Origin of the sequence: Oceaniglobus trochenteri, assembly GCF_020529025.1 — a bacterium.
GTDB classification, from domain to species: Bacteria; Pseudomonadota; Alphaproteobacteria; order Rhodobacterales; family Rhodobacteraceae; genus Oceaniglobus; species Oceaniglobus trochenteri.
This window is the reverse complement of sequence record NZ_JACNMM010000003.1, coordinates 462,618-482,538: the sequence shown is the minus strand read 5'-3', so window position 1 is coordinate 482,538 and position 19,921 is coordinate 462,618. Positions and strand designations below refer to the sequence as shown.

Annotated in this window: 20 protein-coding genes; 6 read left to right on the top strand and 14 right to left on the bottom strand. The window is 65.6% G+C overall.

Annotation, left to right across the window (positions count from 1 at the left end; genetic code table 11):
- Nucleotides 1-22 precede the first annotated feature (22 nt).
- The 9 genes from arsH to H7828_RS06570 form a co-directional block, all read right to left on the bottom strand.
- A complete protein-coding gene (gene arsH, locus H7828_RS06610) occupies nucleotides 23-733 on the bottom strand; it encodes an arsenical resistance protein ArsH (protein ID WP_226780213.1) in 711 nt (236 codons plus the stop codon).
- Nucleotides 726-1,148 (bottom strand): arsenate reductase (glutaredoxin), encoded by a 423-nt coding sequence (gene arsC, locus H7828_RS06605; protein ID WP_226780212.1) that lies wholly within the window; start codon nucleotides 1,146-1,148, stop codon nucleotides 726-728. The genes arsH and arsC overlap by 8 nt, the downstream gene beginning before the upstream one ends.
- Nucleotides 1,145-2,212, bottom strand: a complete 1,068-nt coding sequence (gene arsB / locus H7828_RS06600) for an ACR3 family arsenite efflux transporter (RefSeq protein ID WP_226780211.1) — start codon at nucleotides 2,210-2,212, stop codon at nucleotides 1,145-1,147. The genes arsC and arsB overlap by 4 nt, the downstream gene beginning before the upstream one ends.
- Nucleotides 2,213-2,234: 22 nt before the next feature.
- On the bottom strand, nucleotides 2,235-2,744 hold the full coding sequence (locus H7828_RS06595) for an arsenate reductase ArsC (protein ID WP_226780210.1): 510 nt from the start codon (nucleotides 2,742-2,744) through the stop codon (nucleotides 2,235-2,237).
- A 9-nt stretch (nucleotides 2,745-2,753) separates the two neighbouring features.
- Nucleotides 2,754-3,086, bottom strand: a complete 333-nt coding sequence (locus H7828_RS06590) for an ArsR/SmtB family transcription factor (RefSeq protein WP_226780209.1) — start codon at nucleotides 3,084-3,086, stop codon at nucleotides 2,754-2,756.
- A 68-nt stretch (nucleotides 3,087-3,154) separates the two neighbouring features.
- Entirely contained in the window at nucleotides 3,155-5,935 is a 2,781-nt protein-coding gene (gene fdhF / locus H7828_RS06585) for a formate dehydrogenase subunit alpha (RefSeq protein ID WP_226780208.1), read from the bottom strand.
- A gap of 141 nt (nucleotides 5,936-6,076) precedes the next feature.
- The gene (locus H7828_RS06580; RefSeq protein WP_226780207.1) at nucleotides 6,077-7,120 is read right to left on the bottom strand and encodes an ABC transporter substrate-binding protein; all 1,044 of its coding nucleotides are present in this window, start codon (nucleotides 7,118-7,120) and stop codon (nucleotides 6,077-6,079) included.
- On the bottom strand, nucleotides 7,117-8,508 hold the full coding sequence (locus tag H7828_RS06575; protein ID WP_226780206.1) for a sensor histidine kinase: 1,392 nt from the start codon (nucleotides 8,506-8,508) through the stop codon (nucleotides 7,117-7,119). The genes H7828_RS06580 and H7828_RS06575 overlap by 4 nt, the downstream gene beginning before the upstream one ends.
- The gene (locus H7828_RS06570; RefSeq protein WP_226780205.1) at nucleotides 8,501-9,172 is read right to left on the bottom strand and encodes a response regulator transcription factor; all 672 of its coding nucleotides are present in this window, start codon (nucleotides 9,170-9,172) and stop codon (nucleotides 8,501-8,503) included. The genes H7828_RS06575 and H7828_RS06570 overlap by 8 nt, the downstream gene beginning before the upstream one ends.
- A 149-nt stretch (nucleotides 9,173-9,321) precedes the next feature.
- On the opposite strand from H7828_RS06570, the gene H7828_RS06565 reads away from it, so the two are divergent.
- The 6 genes from H7828_RS06565 (at nucleotide 9,322) to H7828_RS06540 (ending at nucleotide 15,189) form a co-directional block, all read left to right on the top strand.
- The gene (locus H7828_RS06565) at nucleotides 9,322-10,299 is read left to right on the top strand and encodes a Bug family tripartite tricarboxylate transporter substrate binding protein (protein WP_226780204.1); all 978 of its coding nucleotides are present in this window, start codon (nucleotides 9,322-9,324) and stop codon (nucleotides 10,297-10,299) included.
- Nucleotides 10,300-10,386: 87 nt separating this feature from the next.
- Nucleotides 10,387-10,818: a tripartite tricarboxylate transporter TctB family protein gene (locus H7828_RS06560; RefSeq protein ID WP_226780203.1), complete on the top strand. Its 432-nt coding sequence runs from the start codon at nucleotides 10,387-10,389 to the stop codon at nucleotides 10,816-10,818.
- A gap of 10 nt (nucleotides 10,819-10,828) precedes the next feature.
- Nucleotides 10,829-12,367 (top strand): tripartite tricarboxylate transporter permease, encoded by a 1,539-nt coding sequence (locus H7828_RS06555; protein WP_226780202.1) that lies wholly within the window; start codon nucleotides 10,829-10,831, stop codon nucleotides 12,365-12,367.
- Nucleotides 12,368-12,503: 136 nt separating this feature from the next.
- Entirely contained in the window at nucleotides 12,504-13,163 is a 660-nt protein-coding gene (locus H7828_RS06550; protein ID WP_226780201.1) for a histidine phosphatase family protein, read from the top strand.
- 39 nt (nucleotides 13,164-13,202) lie between these two features.
- Complete coding sequence (locus H7828_RS06545) at nucleotides 13,203-13,868, top strand: potassium channel family protein (RefSeq protein ID WP_226780200.1); 666 nt, start codon at nucleotides 13,203-13,205, stop codon at nucleotides 13,866-13,868.
- A 1-nt stretch (nucleotide 13,869) separates the two neighbouring features.
- The gene (locus H7828_RS06540; RefSeq protein WP_245398589.1) at nucleotides 13,870-15,189 is read left to right on the top strand and encodes a TrkH family potassium uptake protein; all 1,320 of its coding nucleotides are present in this window, start codon (nucleotides 13,870-13,872) and stop codon (nucleotides 15,187-15,189) included.
- Nucleotides 15,190-15,192: 3 nt separating this feature from the next.
- Here the strand turns inward: H7828_RS06540 and H7828_RS06535 are convergent, their stop codons facing one another.
- Genes H7828_RS06535 through H7828_RS06515 form a run of 5 tightly spaced genes read right to left on the bottom strand, consistent with a single transcriptional unit; the run spans nucleotide 15,193 to nucleotide 19,764 of the window.
- Nucleotides 15,193-15,936: an SDR family NAD(P)-dependent oxidoreductase gene (locus H7828_RS06535; RefSeq protein WP_226780199.1), complete on the bottom strand. Its 744-nt coding sequence runs from the start codon at nucleotides 15,934-15,936 to the stop codon at nucleotides 15,193-15,195.
- A complete protein-coding gene (locus H7828_RS06530) occupies nucleotides 15,933-16,496 on the bottom strand; it encodes a DUF3833 domain-containing protein (RefSeq protein ID WP_226780198.1) in 564 nt (187 codons plus the stop codon). Before H7828_RS06530 ends, H7828_RS06535 begins: the two co-directional genes overlap by 4 nt.
- 3 nt (nucleotides 16,497-16,499) lie before the next feature.
- Entirely contained in the window at nucleotides 16,500-17,720 is a 1,221-nt protein-coding gene (locus H7828_RS06525; RefSeq protein ID WP_226780197.1) for an MFS transporter, read from the bottom strand.
- A complete protein-coding gene (locus tag H7828_RS06520; protein ID WP_226780196.1) occupies nucleotides 17,717-18,475 on the bottom strand; it encodes a DUF1365 domain-containing protein in 759 nt (252 codons plus the stop codon). The genes H7828_RS06525 and H7828_RS06520 overlap by 4 nt, the downstream gene beginning before the upstream one ends.
- A complete protein-coding gene (locus H7828_RS06515) occupies nucleotides 18,472-19,764 on the bottom strand; it encodes an NAD(P)/FAD-dependent oxidoreductase (protein ID WP_226780195.1) in 1,293 nt (430 codons plus the stop codon). The genes H7828_RS06520 and H7828_RS06515 overlap by 4 nt, the downstream gene beginning before the upstream one ends.
- Nucleotides 19,765-19,921 lie beyond the last annotated feature (157 nt).

The window sequence follows — 19,921 nt, the reverse complement described above, 5'->3', positions numbered from 1 at the left end:
CCGCCCCGAATCCGAAGACCTGTCAGATCGCCTTCTGGTTCACCCGCGCCGAAAGCTGCGCGGCGCTTTCACGACGCTCGCTGTAGCGGTCCAGCAGGTAATCCTTGCTGTCGCGGGTCAGGACGGTGAACTTCACCAGCTCTTCCATCACGTCCACCATCCGGTCGTGGAACGGCGAAGGCTTCATGCGCCCCGCCTCGTCGAACTCGAGAAACGCCTTGGGGGTGGACGATTGGTTGGGGATGGTCAGAAGCCGCATCCAGCGGCCCAGGATGCGCAGCTGGTTCACCGCGTTGAAGCTTTGCGATCCGCCGCTGACCTGCATCACCGCCAGCGTCTTGCCCTGGGTCGGACGCACACCGCCCAGCGACAGCGGGATCCAGTCGATCTGGGCTTTCATGATGCCGGTCATCGCGCCGTGGCGTTCGGGCGAAGACCACACCATGCCCTCGCTCCAGCCCACCAGGTCGCGCAGTTCGGCCACCTTGGGGTGATCGGCCCCGGCATCGTCGGGCAGCGGCAGCCCCGAGGGGTGGAAGGTGCGCGTCTCGCAGCCCAGCCGGGTCAGGATGCGGGCCGCTTCCTCGGTCATCAACCGGCTGTAGGAGCGTTCGCGCAACGACCCGTAAAGAAGCAGGATGCGGGGCGCGTGGTTGCTGTGCGGGCGGGGGAACAGGCGGTCGGTGTCCAGCGGCTGAAAGTGGCCCTCGTCCAGGTTGGGGGTGTCAGTCAAGGCGATTGCCCTCCTTATCGATCAGTGGCGTGCCGTCTTCCTTGGCCATCGGCCCGGGCGGCAGGCGGTCCAGCAGGTCAAGCACCGCCTCGCTGGGCCGGCACAGGCGCACGCCCCGGGGGGAACAGACGATGGGCCGGTTGACCAGAACCGGATGCTTCAGCATCGCGTCGAGGATGGTTTCCTCCGACACCGACGGATCAAGCAGGCCCAGTTCCTCGGCCGGGGATTTCGTGGTGCGCAGCGCGTTGCGCGGTGTCAGGCCGGCGGCCGCGAAAAGGCCCAGAAGCTGGGGCCGCGTCCAGCCGGTTTGCAGGTACTCGATCACCACGGGCGTTTCGCCCGAAGCCTCGATGATTGCCAGAACGTTGCGCGAGGTGCCGCAACCGGGGTTGTGGTGGATGACGATGCTCATGATGCGCCCCTTTCTGCGGGAAACCAATGTTTCGTGCGGTTGGCAAAGGCCACCAGCGACAGCATGACCGGCACCTCGACCAAGACGCCGACCACCGTTGCCAGCGCCGCGCCCGAGCCCAGGCCGAACAGCGAGATCGCCACCGCCACCGCCAGTTCGAAGAAATTCGACGTGCCGATCAGGGCACAGGGCGCGGCGATGTTGAACGGAATGCCCCAGGCCCGCGCCGCGCCATAGGCGACGAAGAAGATGCCGTAGGACTGGATCAGCAGGGGCACGGCGATCAGCGCGATGACCAGCGGGCGGTCCAGGATGACCTCGCCCTGGAAGCCGAACAGCAGAACCACCGTCACCAGCAGGCCGAAGATGGAAAAGGGCTGTACCCGCGCCTTGAAGGCATCCACCGCCGCTTCGCCGCCCGCGGCCACAAGGCGGTTGCGGGTCAGATAGCCCGCCACCAGCGGCAGCATGACGTAAAGGCCCACCGACAGCAGCAGCGTATCCCAGGGCACCACGATATCGGTCACCCCCAGAAGGAAGGCCACGATGGGCGCGAAGGCAAAGACCATGACCACGTCGTTCACGCTGACCTGCACCAGGGTATAGGTGGCATCGCCCCGCGTCAGGTTCGACCAGACAAAGACCATCGCCGTGCAGGGCGCCGCGCCCAGAAGGATCACGCCGGCCAGATAGGCCTGGGCATCGTCGGGCGGGATCAGACCGGCGAAGACGTATTCAAAGAACAGCACGCCGAGGGCCGCCATGGTGAAGGGTTTGATCAGCCAGTTCACCACCAGCGTCACGATCAGCCCCTTGGGCTTGTCCCCTGCCCGGGCCAGGGCGCCGAAATCCACGCCCACCATCATCGGAAAGACCATGGCCCAGATCAGGACGGCCACCGGCAGGTTGACCGAGGCCACCTCAAGCGCGGCCAGCGCCGCAAAGACACCGGGAAAGAGATTGCCCAGCAGCAGCCCCGCACCGATGGCCAGCGCCACCCAAAGCGACAGCCAGCGTTCAAAGGTGCCAAGCCCGGCAGCGGCGGGAAGCGGAGTATCGGTCATGAAAGTGCTTTCGAAGTTGGGGTCAGACGGCGCTGACGGTATCCTGGCCGATCTCGGTCAGGTTGCGTTGCAGCGTCATGCGATCCAGCGAATGGATGGGCAGGCTGGCGAAAACGGAAATCCGGCTGCGCAGCATCCGGTAGGTTTCGGAAAAGGCCAGCCGGCGGGTGGCCTCGCCCCCTTCGGCGACAACCGGGTCGGGCAGGCCCCAATGCGCCGTCATCGGCTGACCTGGCCAGAAGGGGCATTCCTCGGCGGCGGCATTGTCACAAACGGTAAAGACGAAATCCATCTTCGGCGCATCGGGCGCGGCGAATTCCTCCCAGCTTTTGGAGCGGGCGAAGGCGGTGTCGTGGTTCAGCCCCTTCAGAAGGTCGATGGCATAGGGATGAGGCGCGCCCTTGGGCCGCGATCCGGCCGAAAAGCCGCGAAACCGGCCCTGGCCTTCGCGGTTCATGATCGCCTCGGCGATGATCGACCGGGCGGAATTGCCGGTGCAGAGAAACAGGACGTTATAGGGGGTGTCGGTCATGGCAGGCTCCTAACAACCGCAGGCAAGTTCTTCGAGGAGCGGCTGGCACAGTTCGGGCCGGCCGCCACAGCAATCTTCCATGAGGAAGGCAAGCAGCCCGCGCATCCCCTCCATGTCGGCGAAATAGCGGATGCTGCGCCCCTGCCGCTGGGCGCGGATCAGGCCCGCCTGGGCCAGCACGGAAAGGTTGGCCGACATGGTGTTCTGGCGCACATCCAGCCTTGCACCGATGTCACCGGCCGCCATCCCTTCGGGACCGGCCTTCACCAGCAGGCGGAACACGTCCAGCCGGGTCGGCTGAGACAGGGCGGCAAAGGCGGCGAGGGCGTGATTCGTATCCATATATCACGATGTATGGATATATCTGACCCGAGTCAACAGGCCCCTGCCAAAGCGGCCGGGTTGGCGGCCTATTCGGCCGCCAGTGCCCCGTCGGGTTTTTCCGCGCGCACGGCGGAATACTTGAACTCGGGGATCTTGCCGAAGGGGTCCAAAGCCGAGTTCGTCAGGATGTTCGCCGCCGCTTCGACATAGGCAAAAGGCAGGAACACCATGTCCTCGGCCACGGCGCGATCCGCCCGCGCCATCACGTCGACCGAACCGCGCCGCGTGGTCAGACGGACGTGTTCACCCGGCGCCACGCCCAGCTTGCGCAGCGTGGCCGGGTGCAGCGAACAATTCGCCTCGGGTTCGATACTGTCCAGCACGCTGGCCCGGCGGGTCATGCTGCCGGTGTGCCAGTGTTCAAGCTGCCGGCCCGTGGTCAGGATCATCGGGTATTCGTCGTTGGGCACCTCGGCGGGGGGTGTCACCCGGACGGGTGCAAACCTGGCCCGCCCGGCGCGGCGCGGAAAGCCGTCGCCAAAGACCACGGCCTGCCCCGGATCGGTGGGCGACTGGCAGGGATAGGTGACGGCGCCCTCGTTCTGAAGCCGCTTCCAGGTGATGTGGTGCAGGCTGCGCATGGACATCTTCATCTCGTCGAACACGCTGCGCGGGCCGTCATAATCCCAGTCCAGCCCGACGCGCCGGGCCAGATCGACGATCACCGCCCAATCCTCGCGCGCCTCTCCCGGGGGCGGGACGGCCTGGCGGCCCATCTGCACCTGCCGGTTGGTGTTGGTCACGGTGCCGCGCTTTTCGGGAAAGGCCGACGCGGGCAGGATCACATCGGCATAGTTCGCCGTTTCGGTCAGGAAGATATCCTGCACCACCAGGTGATCCAGCTTGGCCAGGGCATCGCGGGCATGTTCCACGTCGGGGTCGGACATGGCGGGGTTTTCGCCCAGGATATACATGCCCTTGATCTCGCCGCGATAGATGGCGTCGATGATCTCCACCACCGTCAGGCCCGGAGTTTCCTGGATCGCGGTGCCCTTCCAGATGTGGCGGAACAGCTCGCGCACCTCGGGGTCGGCCACGCTTTGATAATCGGGCATGACCTGGGGGATCAGCCCGGCATCGGATGCGCCCTGCACGTTGTTCTGGCCGCGAAGCGGGTGCAGCCCGGTGCCCGGGCGCCCGATCTGGCCACACAGAAGCGCCAGCGCGATCAGGCAGCGGGCGTTGTCGGTGCCGTGGATATGCTGGGAAATCCCCATGCCCCAGAAGATCATCGCCCGGCTTGCCCCGGCATAGGTGCGGGCCACGTCGCGGATCATCTCGGCGCTGATGCCGCAAAGATCGCTCATCCGTTCGGGGGTGAAGGCGCGGATATGATCGCGGAATTCGAAGAAGCCTTCGGTGAACCCCTCGATATACTGCCGGTCATAGAGCTTTTCCTCGACGATCACGTTCATGATCGCATTCAGAAGCGCCACATCGGTGCCCGGGCGGAATTGCAGCATGTGGCTGGCGTGGCGTTTCAGCGCCTGGCCGCGCGGGTCCATGACCATCAACTGCCCGCCCCGCTTGGCGAACTGCTTGAAGAAGGTGGCGGCGACGGGGTGGTTTTCGGTCGGGTTGGCGCCGATCACGATGGCCACATCGGCATTCTCGATCTCGTTGAACGTCGCCGTCACGGCGCCCGATCCGACATTCTCCATCAACGCGGCCACCGAAGAGGCATGGCAAAGCCGCGTGCAGTGGTCCACGTTGTTGTGGCCGAACCCCTGCCGGATCAGCTTCTGGAACAGATAGGCCTCTTCGTTGGTGCATTTCGCGCTGCCGAACCCGGCCACCGCCTTGCCGCCGTAATAGCTGCGGATGTCCACCAGCCCGGCACCGGCCTTTTCCAGCGCCTCGTCCCAGGTCGCCTCGCGGAAGTGGGTCCAGGGATTGGCGGGATCGACGTTCAGCCCCTTTTCGGGCGCATCGTCGCGGCGGATCAGCGGTTTGGTCAGGCGGTGCGGGTGGTGGATATAGTCGAACCCGAACCGCCCCTTGACGCAAAGCCGCCCTTCGTTGGCCGGGCCGTTGATGCCCTCGACATATTTGACCTTGCCATCCTTGACCTTGATCGACACCTGGCAACCGACGCCGCAGAAGGGGCAGACGCTTTTGGTTTCGCTGTCGAAATCGGCGCGGTCGCCCACCTGCGCCTCGTTCACCACCGACGACGGCATCAGCGCGCCCGTCGGGCAGGCCTGCACGCATTCGCCGCAGGCCACGCAGGTGGAATCGCCCATGGGATCGCCCAGATCGAAGGTCGGGTAACTGTCGTGCCCCCGCCCCGACATGCCGATCACGTCGTTCACCTGCACCTCGCGGCAGGCGCGCACGCACAGCCCGCATTGAATGCAGGCGTCAAGGTTCACCGACATCGCCACATGGGAATCGTCCAGCAGCGGAATGCGCGATGGCTCCAGCGGCGGAAAGCGGCTTTCATCCACGCCCTGTTGCGCCGCCATGTCCCAGAGATGCGCCGACTTGTCGTGCGCCACGTCCTGCTTTGGCTGATCGGCCAGCAGCATTTCCATGACCATCCGGCGAGCCTTGACCTCGCGCGCGCCCTGCGACGACACGACCATGCCATCGGCGGGCTGGCGAATGCAGGAGGCGGCAAGGTTGCGCTCTCCTTCGATGGCGACCATGCAGGCGCGGCAATTGCCATCGGCGCGATAGCCCGGCTCATCCCGGTGGCACAGGTGCGGGATTGTGGTGCCCACCCTCTTGGCCACCTCCCAAATGGTCTCGCCGGACTCGGCTTCGACCTCTTGACCATCGAGGGTAAAACGCAGGGTATCGGACATTCTTCAGTCTCCGGGTCACAATTGCCGCCACCCTAGACCGTAACGCAGGGGAAGGCGATAATCACCGGCGACCGGTTGCGCGTCTTTTTAGACATCGGGCCGACAGCTTGCCGCACTCTTGCTGGCAAACGTCCTGGCCGCTCAGGGCAACGTGTCCTCCTCGAAGGTATCGCGCCAGAATTCAAGCATCAGCGCCCGCCGGTTGGCGTCAAGCGCCACCAGAAGCGCCGGGGAAAGCGGGATCGCACGGCGCGCACTGGGGGGCAGGCTGGTTTCGGCGTCCTCCAGATCGGTGACAAGCCCCGCCCGCAGCAGCAATCCCTGCGCTTCGGGCGACAGAAGGAAATCCAGCAGGCGGGCGGCCATTTCACCCCGGCGGGCCTTGCGGGGGATCAAATAGGCCCGCGACAGGAACAGCGTGTAATCCCTGGGCAGGATCACCCCCACCTCGGGCGAGGCCGCGTTCGAGACGTAGGACCCCAGCACGTTGTAGGCGATCAGGTATTCCCCCCGCGCCACCCCGGCGATGATCTCGGCGGAACAGCAGGTCGCCACGGCGTCGATCCGCGCGAAGCTTTCCATCAGGCCGCCGAATGTCGTCGCCTCAAGGCTGTCGCTATAGGCAAAGAGATAGCCAAGCCCCGAGGCGGCGATATCGTAGGTGGCGATCTTGCGGCGATAGAATTCGGGCCGGGCGCGCATGGCGTCCAGCAGGGCAAACCGGTTCTGCGGCACGGCATCGGCCCGCAGCAGGCGCTTGTTGTAGACGATGACGGCCGGTTCGGTCGTGACGCCCCACAATTCATCCCGCCAGCGGCGCGTTGCGGGCAGGGCCAGCGTCGCGGCCGACCGGTGGGGCTGCGCACAGGCGGCATTGACCAGCCAGACCATCTGCTGCACCGCCGAGGAAAACACCGCATCGGCGCCCGGGCCATCCCCCCGGCAATCTTCCCGGGTGCGGGCAAACAGAGCGTTCGACCCCCATTGTTCATAGGTGATCGCCAGTTCGGGGTTGCGTTCGGCAAAGCGTTCGATGACCGGGCGGATGATGGCGATATCGGTGGTTGACCGCATCAGGAAAGCGGTATCGCCCCCGCCGATGCGCACCGTCGCCTCCTGCGCCGTGGCCTGCACCGGCAACAGCGCCAGCAGGGCGCAAAGCACGAGACGCAGCAGCGCGGTCATGTCCCCTCCCCCCCGGTCGGCAGGACGATGGCGGCGCGAAACCCCTTTTCGTCGCGTGTCATCTCGACCGCGCCGCCAAAGGCCCGGGCCACCGACTGGACGATGGAAAGGCCGATGCCATTGCTGCCCTCGCGCGAATCGGCGTTGCGGTTGAACCTTTCGCCCAACCGCGCGAGGATCTTCTGATCCGGCCCGGGGCCCTGATCGCGCACCCACAGGATGGCCTCGGCCCCGCGCCGTTCGGCGCCGATCACCACCGGAGGCACCCCGTGGGCCACGGCATTGCCCAGAAGGTTTCGCCCGGCCTCTTGCAGGGAAAAGGCATCGGCCCGCACCATCACCGGCTCTTCCCCGATCTCAAGCCGCAGATCGACCGCCGGCGCCAGAACGCCCTGGTCGTCGCGCTCCATGATCTCAAGCGCCACGTCGCGCAGATCGACAGGGGCGCGGGGCACAGAATCACTTCGGTGCAGCACCAGCGCCCGGTTCAGAAGCTGGTCCAGCAGCGTGCCAAGCGACCGGGTGCGCGACAACAGCCTGTCCATCGCCCGGCTGCGGGCCGGACCGTCGGGTTCGATGATGGCGGTTTCGGCGTGAACGCGGATGGCGGCAACCGGCGTGCGCAACTGGTGGGCGGTGTCGGATATGAGGTTGCGTGTACCCTCGAACTGATCCGAAAGCCGGCCCATGAACCGGTTCATCGCCCCGATCATGACCTGCAATTCCTGCGGCAGCCGGTCGGGCAGAATGGGCGTCAGATCGTGGGGGTCGCGCTCGGACAGGCCCTGGGTGATCGCCTCAAGCGGGCGCAGCGCGCGACGGATGACCATCCAGGCCACCAGCACCAGCGCCAGACCGGCCAGCGCCATCGGCAGGATCGCGTTCAGCATCAGGTCGGTCATCATCGCGGTGCGCGCGCGCAGGGTCTGGCCAACCACGATTTCCACAAGGCCCGAAAAATCGCGTTCGGCAAAGCGGCGGTTCACCCGGATGAAGCGCGCGGCCTCGCCGTTCAGCCGGGCATCGAAATAGACCGGCGCATCGCCGCGCCGCGCGGGGCCGTCGATCTGCATCTCGGCATCCAGCCCGGTGATGAATTCGCCCTCGGGGCCACGCACGCGGTAATAGATCCGGTCCTCGGGGGCCTGCGCCAAAAGCTCGAAGGCCGAAACCGGCAGGTCGGCAACGGGCCGCCCGCCCAGAATGCGGATGGATTCGGCAATGTCGTTGGCGGCCCCCAGCAGGATCTGGTCATAGGCCCGCCGCACCGCCGTCTGACCGTTCAGCCACATCGACCCGGCCACCAGAAGCCCCCCCAGGAACAGGATCGCGAGAACGGCGAACAGCACCCGGGTGACAAGGCTGCGGGTGGGCGGACGCTCAGCCATCGGCAAAGATGCGGTATCCGACACCGCGCTGGGTTTCGATGCGCACATCGCTGTCGGCGAACCTCTTGCGCAGGCGGGCGATGTAAAGCTCGATGGCGTTCACCCCGACATCGGCATCGTCGAACCCGAAAAGGGAATCGTAAAGGCGGGTTTTCGACAGGTACTGCCCCTGGTGGCGGATCAGCGTATCCAGAAGGGCCGCCTCGCGCCGGGTCAGGCCCATCTGGCGGCCGTTCAACCGTGCGCTGCGGTCGTTCAGCGAAAAGACAAGGCTGCCCAGGGTAATCCGTTCCTCCTTGCGCTCGGCCTCGCGCCGGACGAGCGCGCGCAGCCGCGCCTCAAGCTCGCGCTGATCGAAGGGCTTGCCCAGGTAATCGTCGGCCCCCTGGTCCAGCGCCGCCACCCTGTCATCGATCGAGGTCAGCGCCGTGAGCATGAGCACGGGCGTGCGGTCGGCCTCGCGGCGCAGATCGCGCAGCAGGGCCAGCCCCGATCCGTCGGGCAGGTTGATATCGAGGATCACGGCGTCATATCTCTGGACCGCGCGGTAATCGTCTGCCGCCTCGATGCTGACGGCCAGATCGCAGACGATCCCCGAGCGGGCAAGGTGCGCCATAACGCCCTCGGCCAGATCCTCGGTATCCTCGACCAGCAGGATTCGCATGGCGCGGCAGTCCCCCCTCTGCCCGAACTGACAGGTTCATGACAGCTATATCCGTTACACATCCCTGACCCGCGGGAAAGGGCGAATGCCCCCCACGGGAACGACCTCGGCGCAAGGGAGTGCGCCGAGCAACTTCTGAGGAGGAACCCATGAGAACATCCGCAACCCGCGGCCTGATTGCCGCTGTCGCCCTGTCGCTGTCGGCCGTGACCGCATCGGCCCAGGAAAACCCCGAATGCATCGCGCCCGCCAACCCCGGCGGCGGCTGGGATTTCACCTGCCGCCAGGTCGGCAAGGTGCTGCAGGACCTGGGCCAGATCGACAAGACCATGCAGGTCGTCAACCTTGCCGGTGGCGGTGGCGGCGTGGCCTTCGCCGAGGTGGTGAACAAGCGCAACGATTCCGATGACCTGATCGTCGCCGCCTCGTCGGCCACGGCAACCCGCCTGGCCCAGGGCAGCTATCCGGGCAACACCATGGACCAGGTCCGCTGGGTCGCCTCGATCGGTGCCGATTACGGCGTGATCGCGGTTGCCGCCGACAGCGAGATCGAGACGCTGCCGCAGTTTCTTGACCAGATCAAGAACGACCCCACATCGGTTTCCATCGCCGGCGGTTCTGCCGTGGGTGGCTGGGACCACCTGAAGGTGCTGATCGCCGCCGACGCCTATGGCATCGACGATGTGCGTTCCGTCAAGTACATCGCCTTCGACGGCGGCGGCGAGGCGGTGACCCAGCTTCTGGCCGGGTCGGTGCAGGGCTTCACGGGCGATCTGTCCGAAGCCAAGGGTTTCGTCGAATCCGGTGACATCAAGGTGCTTGCCGTTCTCGCGCCCGAGCGTCTGGACGGCGATTTCGCCGATATCCCCACCGCCAAGGAACAGGGCGTCGATGCGCTTGGCGCCAACTGGCGCGGTTTCTACGCCCCCGGCGGCTCCAGCGATGAAGCCTACAACGCCTGGGTCGAAAAGATCGCCGCCCTCTACGCTTCGGACGAGTGGAAAGAGATCATGGCCGTGAACGGCCTGGCCCCCCTCGGCCTTCAGGGCGCCGAGTTCGAAGAGTTCGTCGCCGACAGCGTGGCACGCATCCAGGCGATTTCGAAGGAAATCGGCATCATCAAGTAAACGCCGCCGACACCACGGCCCGGACCGGGCGCCGCCCCACCATGCGGCGCCCGGTCCTGCCCAACCTGTTCCGAATTGGAGATCTCAATGAGTGATCGCATCTTCGGTGTCTTCGGCATGCTTCTCGCCATCGGGTTCGCCATTGCGGCGATCGCCATCGAGGAAAGCTTCCTGTCCGATGCCGTGGGCCCCAAGGCCTTTCCCCTGATCATCGCCGCGATCCTTGGCCTGTCCAGCGCCGTCATCGCCCTGCGCCCCGACCCCGAGCCCGCCTGGCCCGCCCTTGGCCGCCTCGTGGAAATCGGTGCCGCCGCTGTCGTCATGATCCTTTATGCCAACCTGTTGCCCGAAGCGGGCTTCGTGCTCTCGACCGCCTTCGCGGCCGGATACCTGGCCTGGCGGCTGGGTTCGTCCCCCTTCGAGGCAGTCGCCACCGGGGTCGGCACCTCGGTCGGCATCTACGTCATCTTCCACCTGGTGCTGGGGCTGTCGCTTGCCCGCGGGCCCTGGGGCTTCTGAGGAGCATACAATGGACACTCTTGCATCCCTGGGCGACGGTTTTGCCGTCGCGCTGACATGGCAGAACCTCGGGCTGGCCCTGCTGGGCTGTTTCCTGGGCACCATCATGGGCGCGCTGCCCGGTCTTGGCCCCTCGAACGGCGTGGCGATCCTGATTCCGCTGGCCTTCACCCTGGGGCTGGGCGCGACGCCATCGCTGATCCTGCTGACCTCGGTCTATTACGGGGCGATGTACGGCGGGCGCATATCGTCGATCCTGCTGAACATTCCCGGCGATGAACCGGCCATGATGACCTGTCTCGACGGGCACCCCATGGCAAAGAAGGGCCTTGCCGGCGAGGCGCTGTCGCTTTCGGGCATCGCGTCCTTCGTCGGTGCCTTCATCGCCACCTGGGGCCTGATCTTTCTGGCGCCGCAACTGGTGAAGATCGCCCTTCTGTTCGGCCCGGCCGAGTATTTCGCCCTTTTCGCCCTGGCCTTCATGACCCTGGGCGGCGTTTCCTCGACCAACCAGGCCAAGTCGGCCTTTGCCGCCGCCCTGGGAATCGGGCTGGCCATGGTCGGGGTCGACACCCAGACCGGCGTTCCGCGCTTCACCTTCGGCGAGGTGCATCTCTACGACGGGCTTGATTTCCTGGTGGCCATCGTCGGGCTGTTCGCCCTGTCCGAGGTCTTCATCTTTCTTGAAAACCGCCACGGCGGGTCCGAGGCACAGGGCAAGAAGCTGGAGATCGGCCGGATCTATCCGCCCTGGTCGATGATCCGGCAGTGCACGCCGACCATGCTGCGCACCTCGTTCCTGGGCTTCGTGGCGGGCGTCCTGCCCGGCGCGGGGGCCTCTCTGGGGTCGTTCATCTCGTATTCCATGGAAAAGCGGCTGGTGGACAAGGAAGGCACCTTCGGCACCGGCGATCCGCGCGGCGTGGCAGCCCCCGAGGCCGGCAACAACGCCGCCGCCGGTGGCGCGCTGGTGCCGATGCTGGCCCTGGGCGTGCCCGGATCGGGAACGACAGCGGTGCTTCTGGCGGTGCTTCTGTCGCTGAACATCACGCCGGGGCCGCTGCTGTTTTCGCAGAACCCCGATGTGGTCTGGGGCCTGATCGCGGCGCTTTTCATCGCCAACTTCATGCTTCTGGCCATGAACATTCCCATGGTCGGGCTGTTCACCCGGGTGCTGATGATCCCCTCGCGCATCCTGATGCCGATTGTCGCCATGGTCAGCTTTGTCGGCATCTACGGCATCTCGGGCTCCAGCTTCGATCTGCTGGTGATGATCGGCTTTGGCGTGATGGGCTGGCTGCTGCGCAAGTTCGACGTGCCGCTGGTGCCGATCATCCTGGGCACGCTGCTGGGCAACGCGATGGAAAACAACCTGCGCCGCGCGGTGACCATCGACAACGGCAACTGGCTGACCCTGATCGACAGCCCCCTGGCCATCGGGCTGTGGCTGGTGGCCATCGTCGGCTTTGTCCTGCCGCTGATCGTGGGCGCGCGGGTCAAGGCCGGAATGCGGGCCCGCGGCGACGAAGAAGGGTCGACCCGCGACTGACACCGACGAACCGACCGCCCCCGCCCGGGGTGGTCGGTTCCCCCGGGCCCCTGCGCTGGCGGGCGCCTGTTTTCCAAAGCCGTGTTGCACATCCCGCGCCCATGGGCCAAATCCCACCCAGACAAGGGAGAGCGGCATGGTTGAAATCACACTGGTGCGCCACGGGCAGGCAAATTCCGCCGCGACGGACGAGGCCGGGTATGACCGCCTGTCCGACCTGGGCCGCCAACAGGCGGCATGGCTGGGCGAACACCTGCGCGACACGCGGCAAACCTTCGATCACGTCATCTGCGGCACCCTGAACCGCCAGCACGACACCGCAAAGGCCATTGCCTCCTGCCTGGACCTTGAATTCAGCCAGGACGCGCGCCTGAACGAGCTGGATTATTACGGGCTGGCCACGTCGCTGCGCGACAACCACGCCATCCCGATGCCAAGGGACCGCGACGAATTCCTTCACCACATGCCGCAACTCATGACCGCATGGGAGGCCGGGCAGCTTCACAGCGAACTGGAAACCTTCGCCGCCTTCGAGGGGCGCGTGCGGGCCATCATCGACCACGCCGAATCGCTGGGCGGGCGGGTGATGCTGGTCACCTCGGGCGGGCTGATCGGGATGGCGATGCGGGTTCTGCTGCGCCTTGAGGTGGCCAGCTATGCCAATGTCCTGCTGCAGATCAACAACACCTCGCTGCACCGCTATGTGAAAGGCGGCAATGCCCTGTTGCTGGACACCTTCAACGCCCTGCCCCATCTTGAGCGGGCCGACCGGTTTCACGCCCGCACCCATATCTAGGCGGGGCAACCGGCGCACTGACAGCAAAGGCCGCGTGCAATGCCCAACTTGAAACGTCGCAACTTCGCCGTGATCGGGCTTGGCTCGTTCGGGGCGACCATCGCCAAGGAACTGGCCCGCTTCGACAACTACGTCCTGGGGATCGACCGTGACCCGGCGGCGGTGAACCGCATGGCAGACGAGCTGTCGCAATGCGTGATCGCCGACGGCGGCGACGAAGCGGCGCTGCGCGAAATGGGGCTGGACGGATACGACGTGGCCGTCATCGCCATGGGCGAGGATCTTGAAGCCAGCATCGTGTCGTCGATCACGGTGAAGATGGCCGGCGTTCCCGAGGTCTGGGCCAAGGCCACCACCCGGATGCACCACCGCATCCTGTCGAAGGTCGGCGTCGACCGGATCATCCACCCCGAGGAACAGATGGGCCGCCATATCGCCCAGATGCTGCACAATCCGCTGGTGCGCGATTACGTCAGCCTGGGCAACGGGTTTCACGTCGTCAACATCGTGGTGCCCGAACGGCTGGCCGGGAAATCCCTGGCCGATCTGAACCTGCTGGAACGCTTCGATCTGCGTTGTGTCGGCGTCATGCAGGGCAGCACCTACAAGGGCAGCGAACACGCCGATTGCACGCTTGAGGAAAACGACCGCCTGATGATCCTGGGCCAGCGCAGCAACCTGCGCCAGTTCGCGGATACGGTGTGACTTGATCGCCCTGCGCAAACTGCCCCCGCCCGCGCTTCTGGCGCTGCTTTACCTTGCCCTGATCGTGGTGGGCACCATCATCCTGCGCCTGCCCCTGGCCCATGACGACAGCGTGGGCTGGATGGAGGCGCTATTCACCTCGACCTCGGCCGTGACCGTGACCGGGCTGGCCGTGGTGGACACCGGCAGCGCCTTTACCCCCTTCGGACAGGCGGTGGTGGCCGTCCTGATCCAGATGGGCGGGCTGGGCCTGATGACCTTTGCGGTGCTGCTGCTGTCGGTGCTGGGCATCCCGATCAACCTGCCCCAGCGCATGGTCCTGCGCGAGGATCTGAACCAGACATCACTGTCGAACCTGGGGAAACTGGCCCTGCGGGTGATGAAGATCGCCATCGCGGTCGAAGTCTTGGGCGCACTCCTTCTGGCGGCGGTCTTCGTGCCGGAATTCGGCTGGCGGCCGGGCCTGTGGCAGGCGGTGTTTCACTCGGTCTCGGCCTTCAACAACGCCGGCTTCTCGCTGTTTTCCGACAGCCTGTCGGGCTTTGCCACCAATCCCCTCGTCAACCTGGTGATTCCGCTGATGTTCGTGATCAGCGGCCTGGGCTTCGTGGTGATCGGTGACATCATGCGCGTGCGGGCCTGGAACCGGCTTTCGATGCACACGAAACTGATGATCGTCGGCACCCTGGGCCTGATCGCCTGGGGCAGTCTCAGCTTTGCGCTTCTGGAGTGGAACAACCCCGCCACCCTGGGCCTGTTCGATCACGCCTGGGAAAAGGCCATGGTGTCGTGGTTCCAAGGGGTCACGCCGCGCACCGCCGGGTTCAACACCATCGACACCTCGGCCATGCACGATGAAACCGTGCTGATCACCATATCCCTCATGCTGATCGGCGGCGGCAGCGCCTCGACCGCCGGGGGGATCAAGGTGACAACCTTCATCGTGCTGATCCTGGCCACCATCGCCTTTTTCCGCCGCCATTCGGAACTGCGCGCCTTCGGGCGCAGCATCGCCGCGACCGAGATCATGAAGGTGCTGGCCCTGACCACGATCAGCCTTTTGCTGGTCATGGTCTCGCTGTTCATGCTGATGGTGGTGCAGGACGGCGATTTCCTCAAGCTCAGCTTTGAAATCGCCTCGGCCTTCGGGACGGTCGGCCTGTCCATGGGCGAAACCGGCGAGTTGAACACCGCCGGCCGGCTGATCGTGATCGTCGTGATGTTCCTTGGCCGGGTGGGGCCCCTGACCCTCGGGTTCTTCCTGGCGACCCGGTCGAAACCGCGGGTGCGCTATCCCGAGGGGCAGATCTACCTCGGGTAGGACTCAGCGCTTGCCGCTGAAATACAGCCGGTAATACAGCCAGTCGGGCAGGAACTGCGACAGGCGGAACATCGCGGCGAACCCCATGGGGAAGCTCTTCTTGAAGCCTTCGCCCTGCATGTGTTCGAAGACCTCCTGCGCGGCCTCGTCCGGTTCCATGATGAAGGGCATCTTGAAATCATTCTTGTCGGTCAGGCGGGTGCGGATGAAGCCCGGGTTCACCAGTTGGACACCGACACCCGAACCGCGCATTTCGCCGTAAAGCTGTTCGGCCAGGTGCATCACACCCGCCTTCGACGCGCCATAACCGATCGACCCTGGCAAGCCGCGATACCCCGAGATCGAGCCTGTCACCACGATATGCCCGGCCCCCTTCTGCGCCATCTTCGGCACCACCTGGCCCAGAACCCGGGCACAGCCGCCGAAGTTCACGTCGCACATGGCGGCCACCTGTTCGGCGTTCCATTCGCCGGCCTTCTGCGGCCAGTAGACACCGGCCAGATAGACCAGCCCGTCGATGTCGCCCGCCTCTTCGGCGGCGCGGCGCAGGCTTTCGGGGTCGGTCACGTCACAGGTCACGACACTGGCCTTGCCCGGCAGGTCATCGGCCAGGTCCTTCAGGCGGTCGGCACTGCGCGCGCTGAGGATCACCTCGGCACCGGCCGCGCTCAGCCGCCGGGCCAGCGCCCGGCCCAGCCCTTCGGAAGCCCCCACAAGCCAGTATCGTTTCCCGTTCCATTCCCTCATGTCTTGTCCTTTGGTCGTATTGTGGCGACCAATTCGGCCACCTTGATTCCGTATTTTCGAAACTGGCTGCGGTTTATGATCGTCGTCTGGTCCACCAGGTACATCCAGTCAATGACGTTCAGAATGTGGCCACCGGACTCCTTTGGCAATCGGATGGTGTATTTCAGTTGCACGGTCGGCCCGGATTGCGCGCCGCGCCCGGTGCCGATCACATCCTCGGCGTCAGCGCGAAACCGCCCCTCGTCGTCCAGTGCCAGGTGCCAGGCGCGCTCCTGCCTCTCGCCGTTGTCATAGCGGAACACCTGATCCAGCGTTCCCTTTGCCCCGTCCCAGCTTCCCGTCATGTCGGCGGTGAACCGCGACGTGATGCGCCCGCCGGGCCCATAGATCACGCCATCACATTGCAACGGCCCCCCAAGGTGTCGGCGCAGATCGAATTCGGGGCCGAGGTGATCATAGTCGGACGGGCGCTGTCCGCTGAAGGACGCGAAGTAATGTCGCAGGACGATCACCGCCACCACCAGAAGGATGCCCGCAAGAAACCAGATAACAACCACCATCGATCAACCTCTTTCGATGGGCATGCCCGCCAGAAGGGCGAGCGCACACAACTTGAGTACACAGGGCAACAAAGCATATAACACTGTCAGTGTAAAAAGCGCGCGAGCATCGTTCCCGGTTCCCGATTCGAAGCCGGAAATCTCGAGCACCGGCAAAAGAATCACCGCAGCCAAAGCCAGGGTCGCCTTGCTGACGAAGGACCAGAGGCCAAAGGCCTGTTCGGCCCCCGTGGTGATGCGCCCCATGCGGGCGGCGAAGATCGCGGTCAGGATCGTCATGTCCGCCCCCAGCGCCGCGCCCGATGCCGCACAGATCAGCGCGAACAGCAGGCTGTCGCCCGGCCCCAGCATCGCGGCAAAGGCGAACGACAGGATGGCCAGTGACATCCCCGCGACAAGGGCGCGCTTTTCCCCGACCCGCGCCGCGATCCGCCCCCAAAGAGGGGCCGAAACCGCCGCCGCAAGGAAGAACAGCAACAGAAGCGGCCCCGCCGCTCCGGGCGCCTCCAGCCTGCTTTCCACGAAGAACAGGAACAGCGTCGAGGTGACGGCAACCGGCATCGCGTTCAGCAGCGCGATCAGCAACAGGCGCCGCGCCGTCGGGTCGGCCAGGATGGGGCGCAGGCCGGTTTCCCCCGGCACCACCGCCCCGGCCGACCATTCGCGCGCCATGGCCAGCATGGCCAGCACCACCAGCCCGGCAAAGCCCCAGGCAAAGACGGCGAAGGGCGCGCCACTGGCCACCAGCGCGGTCGGCGCCACCGCCGCCAGACAGACCCCCAGAAGCGCGCCGGTTTCCCGCCAGGCCGCCAGGCGCACATGCCCGCCCGCGCCAAGGGCACCGGCCCTGGCAACCCCCTGTGCATAGAAGGTGATGGTCAGGAAGCTGAACCCCGAGAATAGCCCGGTCAGCGTCACCGCGAACCAGGCCACCGGCGGCAGGGCGGGCGGCAGCGCAAAAAGCGCCACCATCGACACCGCCATCAGCCCCCCGGCCAGCGCGACCGACACGGTCCGCCAGCGCCGCAACCTGTCGGCCAGCCAGCCAAGCACCGGGTCCTGCACCACGTCGATCAGGCGCAGCGCCGCCAGCACGGCGCCCAGCACACCCAGCCCGACGCCATGCTGATCGACATAGAATTTCGGCGCGTGGATATAGATCGGCAGCCCCGCCATGGCCAGCATGGCCGCAAAGACGGAATAGCGCGCCAGCCCGGCACTCACCGGCTCACCTCGTCTCCGGGCGGTTCGGGGCGGGGGCGATAGCCGGCACCCTTCCACCACAGCTTCAGCGCCTGCCAGTGGATCAGCCCCAGCACCCGGCGCGATCCGAAGGGCCGGCGCAGACAGGCGCGAAGGATCGCGCGGTTGCTCAGCGCCCGGCGCGGCCCGGTCAGCGTGGCATAAAGCCCGCCGTTCTCCTGGCGATAGTCGATCCAGATGCCGATCTTCTCGGCGCCGATGTCAAAGCGGAACCGGTATCCGCCGCCCACCGGCTGAAAGGGCGAAACGTGGAATATCTTGCGCGCTTCCAGCGTATCCTCGCGCGTGATCGGGGCAAGGTCGGCGTGATGGCACAGATAGGAATGCCGGTCGCCGAAGGTATTGCTGACCTCGGCGATCACCACGCGCAGGGTATCATCCGCCCCGTAGACCAACCAGAACGACACCGGGTTGAAGACATGGCCCAGAACACGCGGTTGCGCCAGAAGCAGGACGCGCCCCGTCACGGCAAGACCATGGGCCGCCAGCACCTCGCGCACCCAGGCGGCACCGCGCCCCTGCCCCGGCGCACCGCCGTGATCGCTGTCATGAAGCGAGGTCAGCCCCGCCCGGTTGCGCACGAAAAGCCAGGGCGCGTCCTGGGTGCGTTCGGGCTCGGCCAGGACATAATCGATGGAATAGCGAAAGCTGTTGGAAATTGCCCCGCGCCGACCGTGAAAGGTGGTTCCCTCGATATGTTCGACGCAATCCCTCATCCCACGGCAAGATGCCCCTGCGCGATGCCGCCCGCAACCTCCAGCCCGCTGGACAGGCCATCCTCGTGAAAGCCGTTGCGCATCCAGGCACCGCAGAACCAGGTGTTGCGCGCGCCGTTCATGCGCCGCACCGCCGCCTGTCCCTCAAGCGCGGCAAGGTCATAGACCGGGTGGCGGAACTCGGCCTCGTCATAGATCTTGGCCGGGTCGATGGGGCGGGTGCTGTTCAGGGTCACGAACATCGGATCGTCACGGGGGATCGGCTGCAGCGAATTCATCCAGTACGACAGGTCGATCCGGTCGGACTGTGCGCCGCCCTTCGGCTCGGCATAGACCCAGCTGGCCCAGGCCCCCTTGCGGCGCGGCATCAGCGTTTCGTCGCAATGCAGCACGATGCGGTTGGGCTGGTATTTCACCGCCCCCAAAGCCGCCCTTTCGGCGGGCGAGGCATCGCCCAGAAGGGCAAGGCTGTCGTCCGAATGGGTGGCCAGAACCACCTGGTCGAACTGCTCCAGCGGCTGCCCCTCGGCCTTGATCTGCACGCCCTGGGCACCGCGCCGTACCTCCTGCACGCTGGCGCGGGTGCGGATATCGACCCCGCGCCGCTCCATCCGGTCCTGAAGGCGGCGGACATACTCCACCGATCCGCCCTTCACGGTGTACCATTGATGCTGACCCGTCGCGCCCAGCAGGGCATGGTTGCGGAAGAATGAAATCATCGCCTGCGCCGGAAAATCCAGGATGCCGCGCGTGGGCGTCGACCATATCGCCCCCGAAAGCGGCAGCAGGTAATAGTCGCGAAACCACGCGCCGGTGCCAAGGGCGTCAAGAAAGGCGCGGATGGTCATGTCGGGGCGGTTGGCAACGGAAACCGCGCGGCTGTTGAAGCGGGCGATGTCCGACAGCATCCGCAGGAACCTGGGGTTGGCGATGTTGCGCCGCTGCGCGAAGACCGAACCGAAGCTGCGCAACCCGTATTCCAGGGCGCCCCCATTGATCGAGGCGCCAAAGCTCATGTTGCTTTCCACCACGGGCACGCCCAGATCGTCGAACAGCCGCACCATGTTGGGGTAATTCACCTTGTTGAACACGATGAACCCGGTATCCACCGGCTGATCGCCCCGCTTGCCCGCGATGACGGTGCGTGCATGCCCGCCCAGCCGCGGTGCCGCCTCGTACAGCACGACCTGGTGACGGTCCGACAGCATGTGCGCCGCCCCCATTCCCGATATGCCCCCGCCGATCACGGCGATTCTCTGGGCGGCGGCTTTTCCTGTCTCGAACGGCATCTTGTCTCCGAACCTGTTGCTCGGGATCTATACGCGCCAGGGGTCCGGCCAGATTAAAGGAAAGTTGGCAAAGCGGTGATCCGGCCCGCGACTTGCGGCGTAATTGATACATGCAAACCGGTAACGTACATATCACGCAGACGGCGCCGCCCCCCGG